Here is an 11,753-nt window from a genome sequence, read left to right as displayed (position 1 = left end):
CGCCCGGGTGCGGCACGATCGGCGCTTTATCGACGCATTTGTGACAAATTGGATGCTGTTGTCACATTGAATTTGCACTTGCAAACAATGTTCGCAAATACCCCGAATTAATGAAAAAGCATGTGCGGAAGTTCTCGGTTACAAAGGTTGGGTGATTGTTATCACTCTCGGCCTTGCCTAGACTCTTCTTCTCACAAGAAGCGACAGGGAGTCACAGCATGCGAATCGCCGCGCTCGACGACGAGCCGAGCCAGCTGGAGTTGATCCGGCACACGATGGAAAGCATTGGCCACGAGTGCCACGGCTTCGAGGAAGCAAAGGCCCTGCTCAGGGCGCTGCGCCAACAGACATTCGACCTTCTGATCCTGGACTGGACGCTGCCGGACGTGATGGGGCCTGACGTCGTGCGCGCCATCCGCGGCGAGATGCTCAGCCGGCTGCCGATCCTGTTCGTGACCAACCGCCGCGAAGAGGCGGACATGGTCCGGGGCCTGGAGGCCGGCGCCGACGACTTCATGGTCAAGCCCATCCGCACGGGCGAGCTGGCGGCGCGCACGCAGGCGCTGCTGCGGCGCGCCTACCCGCACCAGCACGAGCCGGAGATCGTCTTCGGGCCCTACCACTTCTCTCCGCAGCTGCGCACGCTGCAGGTCAACGGCGAGCCGCTGGAACTCAAGCACCGCGAATACGAGCTGGCGCTGTTCCTGTTCCAGAACATGGGGCGGCTGCTCTCGCGCGAGCACCTGCGCGAGGCGGTCTGGGGCCAGGGGCCGGAAGCCTCGTCGCGCTCGCTGGACACGCACATCTCGCGCCTGCGCGCCAAGCTCGACTTGCGGCCGCACAACGGCTTTCTCCTGTCGGCGATCTACGGCCTGGGCTACCGGCTGGAGGCGATCGATGCCAACACGCTGATGTCCTCGCCCTCCGCGCCGCTCGGCTCGTCGACATGACGGCCGGGCGCGCACGGGCCGCCCCGGCGGTGCTGTGCCTGCTGCTGATGCTGGGCGCAACCGATGCCGCCGCGCGAGGCGCCGAAGGCTACGTGGAGCACCGGGTCGAGCCCGGCGACACGCTGCCCTCCATCGCCCGGCGCTACCTGCGCCAGCCCGAGCGGTGGCGCGCCCTGCAGCGGCCCAACGGCGTGAAGGACCCGCAGGCGCTGCCGGCGGGCAGCACGGTGCGCATCCCGGCCCGGCTGCTCCGGCCGGGGGCCGTGGCGGCGCGGGTGGAGTTCGTGCGCGGCCAGGCGCTGGTCACGCCGGCCGGCGCCGATGCGCCCGAGCCGGCGGCGCCCGGCGCGCGGCTGGCCGAAGGCGCGCGCATCGAGGTGCCGCAGGACGGCTACCTGAGCCTGCGGCTGGCCGACGGCTCGGTGGTGCGCGTACTGGCCGGCTCCGACGTCGAGCTCAAGCGCCTGCGCCGGCGCAACGGCGCCACCAGCTTCGAGTCGGTGCTGGGCGTGCGGCGCGGCAAGGTCGAGTCCGAGGTCGCGCCGCAGCCGCGCGGGCGGGTGTTCGAGATCCAGGCGCCCGGCGCGGTGGCCAGCGTGCGCGGCACCCGCTTCGACGTCTCCGTGGGCGCCGACGGCCAGGTGGGCACGGCCGTGACCCAGGGCGAGGTGGCGCTGCGCGCCGCCAGGCCGGTGCACAGGAACAGCAGGCGCCTGATGCGCGTGGGTGCCGGCCAGGGCGCGGTGGTGCAGGCGGACGGGCAGCTGGGGGCGCAGCGCCCGCTGCCGGCGGCGCCCGACCTGTCCACCGCCGCCGACCGCTACGAGGACGCGGGCGGCCTGGCCGTGGACCTCGGCCCGGCCGCCCGCGGCGACTACGAGGTGCGGCTCGCGCGCGAGGCGGACTTCGCCGAGGTGCTGCGCGACGGCGTCGCGCGCGGCGGCCGGGTGCGCTTCGCGCCGTTGGAGGACGGCGTGTACGTCCTGGGCGTGCGCGCGCTGGACGCCGACGGCCTGGCCGGCCCCGAGAGCCGGCGCACGGTGCACGTGGATGCGCAGCCGGTGCCGCCGCTGTACCGCTTTCCGGCGCCGGGCGCGCGCGTGGCGGCCGAGGGCGCGCGGCTGCTGTGCTCGCCGGTGGCCGATGCGCAGTGGGTGCACCTGCAGGTGTCGCGCCGGGCGGACTTCGCCGTGCCGGAGATCGACGAGCCCCGGCTGGCGCACTGCGAGCTGGGGCTGTCGGCGCTGCCCGCGGGCGACTACCACTGGCGCGTGGCGTCGGTGCGGCGCGACGCGCAGGGACGGCCCGACCAAGGGCCCTTCGCGCCCGCCGTGCCCTTCACCCTGGTGGACGTGGCCGCGCCCAGCAGCCTGCAGCTGGCGGAGGACGGCGAACGCCCGACGCTGCACTGGGTGGCGCAGCCGGGCCTGGCCTACGAGGCCCAGCTCGCCGCCGACCCGGCCTTCGGCCACATCCTGGCCAGCGCACAGGGCCTGGAAGCGCGCTGGACGCTGCCCGCCCTGCCCCGCGGCGCCTACTTCGTGCGCCTGCGCGCCCGCGAGCCGGGCGGCGCCGCCGGCCCCTTCACGGCGGCGCGGCGCGTGCACGTCGGCGGCATCGTGCGCAGCGGCAGCGGGGAGGCGCTGCGCAGCGCCGACGGCGAGCCGGTGGCGCAGCCCTGAACCGGCCGCCGGCCCAGCGCGATGCCCCGCCCCCCCGAACCCCCGCTGCCCTACGACCCGACGGCCGAGCCGCCCCGCGGCTGGCTGCGCCGGCTGTGGCACCGGCGCGCGCCCTGGCTGCTGCTGGCCGGCGGGCTGCTGCTGGTGACGGCGGTGCTGACCCTGCTGCAGCCCTTTCCGCGGGTGGACCGGATGCTGCAGGACAACGCCCGCGCCGCCATGGGCCAGGGCCACGGCGGCGAGGTGGTCGTCGTCGCCATCGACGATGCCTCGCTCGCCGCGGTCGGACGCTGGCCCTGGCGCCGCGCCCTGCACGCCGAGGTGCTGCGCCGCATCGCCGCCCAGTCGCCGCGCTGCATCGGCCTGGACCTGCTGCTGACCGAGCAGGACACGGCGCCGCCGCTGGACGACGAGGTGCTGGCCCACGCCATCCGCGACAGCGGCTGCGTGGTGCTGCCGATGGCGCTGCAGTCGGCCGGCGCCGCGGCGCAGAGGGAGCTGGTGCCGCTGCCCGGGCTGGCCGATGCGGCGGCCGGCATCGGCCACGCGCACATCTCGCTCGACCAGGACGGCGTGGCGCGCAGCGTGTACCTGAGCGAGGGCTTCGCCGGCCGGCCCTGGCAGCACTTCGCCAGCGTGCTGTACGAGGCGGGCGAGGCCTGGGCCCACGGCGGCGCGCTGCCCGCGCACCCGCGGCTGCCGGCCCCGCTTCCCGACGGACAGCCGTGGGAGCGCAGCGGGCACCAGCTCATCGTCTTCACCCACGCCGACCAGCCCTTCACCACGGTGTCCTACGTCGACGTGCTGCGCGGCAACGTGCCGCCGGCGGTCTTCAAGGACCGCTACGTCCTGGTCGGCGCCACCGCGCTGGGCCTGGGCGACGCCTACGCCACCGCCGCGCCCAGCGAGACCGGCCTGACCCCGGGCGTGGTCATCTTCGCCAACGTGCTGCAGGGGCTGATCAACGGGCACCGGGTGGTGGTCGCCTCGCCCTGGCAGGACCTCGCCTTCAACGTGCTGCCGCTGGCCGTGGCGCTGCTGGGCCTGCTGTGGCTGCCGCCGGCGGGCGTGCTGCTGCTCATCGGCTCGATGCTGGCGCTGCGCCTGGGCCTGCACGTGGCGCGGCCCTGGGTGGGGGTGCAGTTCGCGCCGGCGGTGGGCTTCATGGCGCTGCTGCTGGTCTACCCGCTGTGGAGTCTGACGCGGCTGACGGCGGCGCTGCGCTTCCTGCACATCGGCACGCAGCAGCTTGCCAGCGAGTTCGAGGGCTTCCCCACGCCCGCGCCGCCGGCGCACGGCGGCGACTACCTGGAGCGGCAGATGGCCGCCACCGCCACGGCCGCGCTGCGGCTGCGCAACCTGCACCGCTTCGTGCGCGACGGCATCGACCACCTGCCCGACGCGACGCTGGTGCTCGACGACGAAGCCCGCGTGCTCATCGCCAACCTGTCGGCGCTGCGCCACTGGGGCGCCCCGAAGGAGGGCCTGGCCGGGCGGGACGCCCACGAGCTGCTGGGCGACATCCGGCGGCGCAGCAGCGGCGCGCCGATGCTGGCGCCGGGCCGGCTGCTGCACAGCCAGGAGCCGATCCTCGACGAGGGCGAGGACGCGCAGGGCCGCATCCTGCTGGTGCGCTGCGTCCCCTTCTACGACACCCGCAACGACCATGCCGGCTGGATGATCGCGCTGGTCAACATCACCAGCGTGCGCCGCGCCCAGAGCCAGCGCGACGAGGCGCTGCGCTTCATCTCGCACGACATCCGCGAGCCGATGGCTTCCATCCTCACCATCCTGGAGCTGGCGCGCTCGCGGCCCGAGCAGCTCGACGGCGAGGCGGTGTACGCGCGCATCGAGCGCCACGCCCAGGCCGGGCTGGAGCTGGCGGACGGCTTCGTCAACGTGGCGCGCGCCGAGGTGCAGCCCTTCCATGCCGGGCCGCTGGACCTGGTGGCGCTGGTGCAGGAGGCGGCCGACGACTGCTGGGTCGCCGCGCGCCAGCGCGGGGTACAGCTGGCGATCGGCCCGGTGCCCGCGGAAGCGCCCTTCGTCGGCGACCGCAGCCTGCTCGGGCGGGCCCTGGTCAACGTGCTGAGCAACGCCCTGAAGTACTCGCCGGAAGGCGGCCAGGTCCGCTGCGCGCTGGACACGCGCGGGCCGCACTGGGCGCTCTCGGTCCACGACCAGGGGCCGGGCATCCCGCCGGCGCTACAGTCCCAGCTGTTCCAGCCGTTCCACCGGCTGCACCGGGAGACGCATCCCCAGGTGCAGGGCGTGGGGCTGGGGCTGCTGCTGGTGCGCGCGGCCGTCCAGCGCCACGGCGGCTCGATCGAGATCGACAGCGCCGAAGGCGGCGGCTGCACCGTCACGCTGCTGCTGCCCCGGCCGAGCAGGACGCAGCTGGAAGCCTTCCCCATCGACCTGGAATGAACGACCGCATGAACACGCCCCTCGCCCCCCGATGCCTGCGCCGGCCATGGCGGACCACCGCCGCCGGCCTGGGCCTGTCGCTCGCCCTGGCCGCCACGGCAGCCCACGCGCAGGACGTCGATGCCACCGGCATCGTCCAGGGCGGCCTGGCGGCCGTCCAGCTGGTGGACCGGGGCAGCCTTGGCGAGCTGTGGGACGGCGCCTCGGACGGCGCCCGCAAGAAGGTGGCGCGCAACGACTTCGCCCGGCAGGTGACGCAGGCGCGCCAGCCGCTCGGCGCGCCGCTGCAGCGCACCTGGGTGGCGATCAACCGGCACGCGCTGGCCAACGACGACGGCGACCTGGCGGGGCAGTACGTCAGCGTCGAGTACGAGACGCGCTTCGCCGGCAAGCCCGAGCGCGCCGCGCGCGAGCTGGTGTCCTTCCACCTCGGGCGCGACGGCACCTGGCGCTTCTCCGGCTACGTGCTGCGCCAGCCATGAACCGCCGCTGGAAGCCCAACGTCACCGTGGCGGCGCTGATCGAGCGCGACGGCCGCTTCCTGCTGGTGGAAGAGCACACCGACCGCGGCCTGAAGCTCAACACGCCGGCCGGCCACCTGGACCCGGGCGAATCGCCGGCCGAGGGCTGCGCCCGCGAGGCGCTGGAAGAGACGGCGCACCACTTCACCCCCACCGCGCTGGTGGGCGTGTACATGGCGCGCTTCGAGCGCGGCACGCCCGGCGACGAGGGCGAGACCGACATCACCTACCTGCGCTTCGCCTTCGCCGGCGAGCTGGGCGCCTTCGAGCCCGGCCGCGCGCTGGACGAGGGCATCGTGCGCACGGTCTGGATGACGCCCGACGAGATCCGCGCCAGCGTCGAGCGCCACCGCAGCCCGCTGCTGCTGCGCTGCATGGAGGACCACCTGGCAGGCCAGCGCCATCCGCTGGACCTGTTCCACGTCGATCCGTCGGTCAGGTCGCCCGGGCGGGCGTAGCGGCCGCGATCACGCCGCCGCCCAGGCAGACCTCGCCGTCGTAGAGCACGGCGGACTGGCCCGGCGTCATCGCCCACTGCGGCTGCGGGAAGTCCAGGCGGAAGGCGCCGGCGCCCTCCACCGCCAGCGTGCCGGGCGCATCGGCCTGCCGGTAGCGCGTCTTGGTGCCGTAGCTGCCGGGCGCGGGCGGCGCGCCGGCCACCCAGCTCGCGTCGCCGGCCGCCAGCGAACGCGACAGCAGCCACGGGTGGTCGTGGCCCTGCACCACCCACAGCGTGTTCTTCTCCATGTCCTTGCGCGCCACGAACCACGGCGCGTGCTCGCCGCCGCCGCGCTGCGCGCCCTTCTCCTTCACGCCGCCGATGCCCAGCCCCTGGCGCTGGCCCAGCGTGTAGAACGACAGGCCGTGATGCTCGCCCAGCACGCGGCCGCGCTCGTCCTTGATCGGCCCCGGCGCCTTGCTGATGTAGCGGTTGAGGAATTCGCGGAAGGGCCGCTCGCCGATGAAGCAGATGCCGGTCGAGTCCTTCTTGGCCGCCACCGGCAGGCCGATCTCGGCGGCGATGCGGCGCACCTCCGTCTTGTGCAGCTCGCCCACCGGAAACAGCGCCTTCGACAGCTGCGCCTGGTTCAGGCGGTGCAGGAAGTAGCTCTGGTCCTTGGCCGGGTCGAGGCCCTTGAGCAGCTCATAGCGCACGCGGGCGCCATCCCGCGCGGCCGCGCGGGATGTTCCTTCCTGCCCAAAGGGCTCGCCCGTGTCCGCTGCCACGCAGCGGACACGGGCGTAATGCCCTGTGGCGATCTTCTCGGCGCCCAGGCGCATCGCGTGGTCGAGGAAGGCCTTGAACTTGATCTCGGCGTTGCACAGCACGTCCGGGTTGGGCGTGCGCCCGGCCTGGTACTCGCGCAGGAACTCGGCGAAGACGCGGTCCTTGTAGTCGGCCGCGAAGTTCACGTGCTCGATCTCGATGCCCAGCACGTCCGCCACACTGGCGGCGTCGACGAAGTCGATGTTCGACGAGCAGTACTCGCTGTCGTCGTCATCCTCCCAGTTCTTCATGAAGATGCCGACGACCTCGTGCCCCTGCTGTTTCAGCAGGTGCGCGGTGACGGCGGAATCCACGCCGCCCGAGAGGCCGACGACGATGCGGTGACGGGTCATGGGGCCGGATTGTCCCAGCCCGCCGCCGCCTTCGCCGGTGCCGCTACTTCAACCAGCCGCGCTTACGGAAATAGAGCATCGGGCCGACCGCGCTGGCGATCATCAGCGCCAGCACGTAGGGGTAGCCCAGGCTCCATTCCAGCTCGGGCATGAACTTGAAGTTCATGCCATAGATGCTGGCGATCAGCGTCGGCGGCAGCAACGCCACGCTGGCCACCGAGAAGATCTTGATGATCTTGTTCTGGTTGATGTTGATGAAGCCGACCGTGGCGTCCATCAGGAAGTTGATCTTGTCGAACAGGAAGGCCGTGTGGTTGTCCAGCGATTCGATGTCGCGCAGGATCTGGCGCGCGTCCTCGAACTGCTCGGCGTCGAGCATGCGCTGGCGCATCATGAAGCTCACGGCGCGGCGCGTGTCCATCATGTTGCGGCGGATGCGCCCGTTCAGGTCCTCCTGGTGCGCGATCAGGCCCAGCACCTCGCCGGCGGTCTCGTCGCTCACGTTGCCCTTGAGCACGCGGTTGCCGGCCTTCTCCAGCTCGTCGTAGATGCCTTCCAGCGTGTCGGCCGAATACTCCGCGTCCGCATCGAACAGCGCCAGCAGCACGTCCTTGGCGTTGTCGATCAGCCCCGGCGCGCGCCGCGCGCGCATGCGCAGCAGGCGGAACACGGGCACGTCCTCGTCGTGGATGGAGAACAGCACGCCGCGGCTCTTCAGCTCGGCGTTGTGCTGGTTCAGGATGAAGGCCACGCGCACGCTGCGCGGCTCGTCGGCATCGGAGATCAGGAAGTCGCTGCGCACGTGCAGGTCGCCGTTGTCTTCCTCGTAGAAGCGGGCCGACTCCTCGATGTCCTCGTCGGTCACGTCCTCCGGGATCGACAGGCCGTAGTACTGCTTGACCCAGCGCTTCTCGTCGAGCGAGGGCGATTCGAGGTCCACCCAGATGGGCTGGAAACGCGAGAGTTCCTCCAGCGACTCGATCTCTTCCTGGACGAGCCGGCCGTTGGCGAGCGTGAAGATGTTGAGCATGGCGTGCTCCCCTGGTGTGTTCGGACGGTGAGGGCAAAAGAAGGGGAAGAAGACGGGGCGCGCTCGCACGCCCTTGTTCCCATGGACCGGCCCTGCACCGCACCCAGCGCGCGGGAGACTAGAGGGGGGACGCCGAACGCTGCCGAGACGGGTCGCTATCCAAGGCGATTTCTCCTGTGTGGCAACGGGGCGCGATTATGGCACCGCAACATGATGCGGCGCGCTCGCGCGCGGCGCGGCATCTGGATGGACGTCCAGTACATTCGGGGCATGTCCGCCCTGGCTTCCGACACCCCGACCGCCCCCGGCATCGCCGCCGCCGAGGCGCGGCTGGCCGAGGCCCTGGCCGGGCTCAACGACGCGCAGCGGGCGGCGGTGGAGCACGGCCTCGCCGCGGACGACGGCGCCGGCGCGCCGCCGCTGCTGATCATCGCCGGCGCCGGCTCGGGCAAGACCAGCACCCTGGCGCACCGCGTCGCGCACCTGATCGCCCGCGGGGCTGACCCGCAGCGCATCCTGCTGATCACCTTCTCGCGCCGCGCGGCGCAGGAGATGTCGCGCCGCGCCGGCCAGGTCGCTGCGCGCGTGCTGGGCCTGCGCGCCGACGCCCTGCCGCAGCTGCCCTGGGCCGGCACCTTCCACGGCATCGGCGCGCGGCTGCTGCGCGAGTACGCGCCGCAGATCGGCCTGGACCCCCAGTTCACCATCCACGACCGCGGCGACGCCGAGGACCTGATGGGCTGGGTGCGCAGCCGCCTGGGCCTGGCGGCGCGGGAAGGCCAGAAGCGCTTCCCGCTCAAGAGCACCTGCCTCTCGATCTACTCGCGCACCGTCAACACCTGCATGCCGCTGCCCGAGGTGCTGCGCCAGCACTTCCCCTGGTGCGCCGAATGGCACGACGAGCTGGAGCGCCTCTTCGGCGCCTACGTCGAGGCCAAGGCGCAGCAGAACGTGCTCGACTACGACGACCTGCTGCTGGCCTGGGCCGAGATGATGGGCGAGAGCGCGCTGGCCGCGCACGTCGGCGCGCGCTTCGACCACGTGCTGGTCGACGAGTACCAGGACACCAACCGCCTGCAGGCGCGCATCCTCCTGCGCTTGAAGCCCGACGGCCGCGGCGTAACGGCGGTGGGCGACGACGCGCAGTCGATCTATTCGTTCCGCGGCGCGACGGTGCGCAACATCCTGGACTTTCCCGGCCAGTTCGCGCAAGCGGCGCGCGTGGTCACGCTGGCGCGCAACTACCGCTCGACGCAGCCCATCCTCGACGCGGCCAACGCGGTGATGGCCCATGCCGGCGAAGGCCACGCCAAGCGGCTGTGGACCGAGCGGCCTTCGCTCGGCGCGCCGCAGCTCGTGCTGGTGGCGGACGAGGCCGCGCAGGCCGCCTGGGTGGCCGACCGCGTGCTCGCCTGCCGCGAGAACGGCCTCAGGCTCAAGCAGCAGGCCGTGCTGTTCCGCACCAGCAGCCACAGCGCCGCGCTCGAACTGGAACTCGCGCGCCGCAACATCCCCTTCGTCAAGTACGGCGGCCTGAAATTCCTGGAGGCCTCGCACGTCAAGGACCTGCTGGCGCTGCTGCGCTTCGTCCAGAACCCGCGTGCGCGGCTGGCCGGCTTTCGCGTGGTGCAGCTCATCCCCGGCATCGGCCCGGCCACCGCCGCGAAGCTAATGGACGCAATGGCGCTGGCGGCCGACCCCGATGCGGCGCTGCAGGCCTTCGCGCCGCCGGCCGCCGCGCGCGACGAATGGCAGCGCCTGGCTGCCGCCTGGACCGCGCTGCGCAGCGGCGCGGCCGGCTGGCCCGCCGAGATGGCCGTGGCGCAGGACTGGTACCTGCCGCACCTGGAACGCCTGTTCGACGACGCCACGGTGCGCCGCGGCGACATCGAGCAGCTCGCGCAACTGGCCGCCGGCTACGCCTCGCGCGAGCGCTTCGTCACCGAACTCACGCTCGACCCGCCTGAGGCCACCAGCGACCGCCCCGGCCCGCCGCTGCTCGACGAGGACTTCCTCATCCTCTCCACCATCCACTCCGCCAAGGGCCAGGAATGGAACGCCGTCTACCTGCTCAACGCGGTGGACGGCTGCATGCCGGCCGACGTGGTGCAGGGCGCGCACGAACTGGAGGAGGAGCGCCGCCTGCTCTACGTCGCCATGACCCGCGCGCGCGACCACCTGCACCTGGTGATGCCGCAGCGCTTCCACGTCACGCAGCAGACGCCGCGCGGCGACCGCCACCTGTACGCGGCGCGCACCCGCTTCATCCCTGAAACGGACCTGGGCCGCTACGAGCGCCTGACCTGGCCGCCGCCACCGCCGCAGCCCGCCTTTGTCCCACCGCCGCCTGCGGTCATCGACCTGCGCAGCCGCCTGCGCGCGGCCTGGCGCACCTAGGCTTTCTCCGCGCCTGCCTTGCGGTGCGCGCTATGGATTCAGGAGTTTTCTGCGGTTGCCGAACGCAACCGTTGACGGCCGGGATTGCATTTCCATGACACCCCGGGCATAGTGAATCCGACCCTCTCTTGCGACGACAACGACAACGACGACAACTTCTTTTTCCCGCCGGCCACGCCTCCCGGCGCGGCCGATTCCCCAACCGTCAATTTCCAGGAGGTCATTCATGAATTTGACGATCAGCGGCCATCACCTCGACGTCACCCCGGCGCTTCGCAGCTACGTCACCACCAAGCTCGACCGGATCACGCGTCACTTCGACCAGGTGGTCGATGTCAAGGTGATCCTGACGGTGGAAAAGCAAAAGGAGAAGGAAAGGCGGCAACGCGCGGAATGCAACATCCACGTCAAGGGCAACGACCTGTTCGCCGAGAGCAGCCACGCTGATCTGTACGCCGCCGTGGACGAGCTGGTCGACAAGCTCGACCGCCAGGTGGTGCGGCACAAGGACCGCCTGCAGGACCACCACCACGTCGGCAGCAAGCGCACCATCCAGTAGGGCGTTCGTCCTCACCCGAGGGGAGACCCCCGGGCAAATCCTCTTGCCAAGCCGCCTCCGGGCGGCTTTGTGTCGTCTGGACTGCGGGTGCATAATCGCGCCCCGACCCACCATGAACCGCCTCGCGTCCATCCTGCCGCCCGCTCAAGTGCTCGTGAGCGTCGACGCCACCAGCAAGAAACGCGCTTTCGAGGAAGCGGGCCTGCTGTTCGAGAACCTGCACGGTCTCGGGCGCGCCCTCATCACCGACAGCCTGTTCGCCCGCGAGCGGCTCGGCTCCACCGGCCTCGGCCACGGCGTGGCCATCCCCCACGGCCGCATCAAGGGCCTGAAGGCGCCGATGGCGGCCGTCTTCCAGCTCGCGCAGCCGATCGGCTTCGACGCCCCGGACGAGCAGCCGGTGGTGCTGCTGATCTTCCTGCTGGTGCCCGAGGCCGCCACGCAGAAGCACCTGGAGATCCTGTCCGAGATCGCCGAGATGCTGAGCGACGCCGCCCTGCGCGAGCGCATCAAGGCCAGCACCGACGCGGCCGAACTGCACGGCCTGATCGCCGGCTGGCGCTCGGC

The 11,753-nt window shown here is 71.9% G+C and carries 10 protein-coding genes; 8 read left to right on the top strand and 2 right to left on the bottom strand.

The genetic code is table 11. The features are described from left to right. Window positions 1-218 precede the first annotated feature (218 nt). From ACIY1X_RS19635 to ACIY1X_RS19615, 5 genes are read left to right on the top strand one after another with little or no spacing between them, the layout of a single operon-like run. The gene (locus tag ACIY1X_RS19635) at window positions 219-950 is read left to right on the top strand and encodes a response regulator transcription factor (protein ID WP_399683751.1); all 732 of its coding nucleotides are present in this window, start codon (window positions 219-221) and stop codon (window positions 948-950) included. Then, entirely contained in the window at window positions 947-2,632 is a 1,686-nt protein-coding gene (locus ACIY1X_RS19630; RefSeq protein ID WP_399683748.1) for a FecR domain-containing protein, read from the top strand. The genes ACIY1X_RS19635 and ACIY1X_RS19630 overlap by 4 nt, the downstream gene beginning before the upstream one ends. 21 nt (window positions 2,633-2,653) lie before the next feature. Then, window positions 2,654-5,059: a CHASE2 domain-containing protein gene (locus ACIY1X_RS19625; RefSeq protein ID WP_399683746.1), complete on the top strand. Its 2,406-nt coding sequence runs from the start codon at window positions 2,654-2,656 to the stop codon at window positions 5,057-5,059. Between the two features lie 8 nt (window positions 5,060-5,067). Further along, entirely contained in the window at window positions 5,068-5,541 is a 474-nt protein-coding gene (locus tag ACIY1X_RS19620; protein ID WP_399683743.1) for a DUF4019 domain-containing protein, read from the top strand. Then, the gene (locus ACIY1X_RS19615) at window positions 5,538-6,038 is read left to right on the top strand and encodes an NUDIX hydrolase (RefSeq protein ID WP_399683740.1); all 501 of its coding nucleotides are present in this window, start codon (window positions 5,538-5,540) and stop codon (window positions 6,036-6,038) included. Before ACIY1X_RS19620 ends, ACIY1X_RS19615 begins: the two co-directional genes overlap by 4 nt. Here ACIY1X_RS19615 and mnmA read toward each other — a convergent pair. Both mnmA and corA read right to left on the bottom strand, forming a co-directional pair. Then, window positions 6,016-7,200: a tRNA 2-thiouridine(34) synthase MnmA gene (mnmA, locus tag ACIY1X_RS19610; protein WP_399683739.1), complete on the bottom strand. Its 1,185-nt coding sequence runs from the start codon at window positions 7,198-7,200 to the stop codon at window positions 6,016-6,018. The two genes, ACIY1X_RS19615 and mnmA, sit on opposite strands and share 23 nt — an antisense overlap. A gap of 43 nt (window positions 7,201-7,243) precedes the next feature. Next, the gene (corA, locus tag ACIY1X_RS19605) at window positions 7,244-8,230 is read right to left on the bottom strand and encodes a magnesium/cobalt transporter CorA (RefSeq protein ID WP_399683738.1); all 987 of its coding nucleotides are present in this window, start codon (window positions 8,228-8,230) and stop codon (window positions 7,244-7,246) included. A gap of 270 nt (window positions 8,231-8,500) precedes the next feature. Between corA and ACIY1X_RS19600 the strand changes: the two genes are divergently transcribed. From ACIY1X_RS19600 to ACIY1X_RS19590, 3 genes are all read left to right on the top strand, one after another. Continuing rightward, the gene (locus ACIY1X_RS19600; protein WP_399683737.1) at window positions 8,501-10,627 is read left to right on the top strand and encodes an ATP-dependent helicase; all 2,127 of its coding nucleotides are present in this window, start codon (window positions 8,501-8,503) and stop codon (window positions 10,625-10,627) included. A 226-nt stretch (window positions 10,628-10,853) separates the two neighbouring features. Further along, the gene (gene hpf, locus ACIY1X_RS19595) at window positions 10,854-11,186 is read left to right on the top strand and encodes a ribosome hibernation-promoting factor, HPF/YfiA family (protein WP_038200354.1); all 333 of its coding nucleotides are present in this window, start codon (window positions 10,854-10,856) and stop codon (window positions 11,184-11,186) included. A 112-nt stretch (window positions 11,187-11,298) separates the two neighbouring features. Next, window positions 11,299-11,753: PTS sugar transporter subunit IIA (locus ACIY1X_RS19590; protein ID WP_399683735.1), on the top strand; the 455-nt coding region annotated here is incomplete at its 3' end.

It is taken from the genome of Xenophilus sp. (assembly GCF_044462705.1).
Lineage (GTDB): Bacteria > Pseudomonadota > Gammaproteobacteria > Burkholderiales > Burkholderiaceae_C > Xenophilus > Xenophilus azovorans.
The sequence above is the reverse complement of the archived record's forward strand: the minus strand, read 5'-3'. Positions and strand labels throughout refer to the sequence as shown.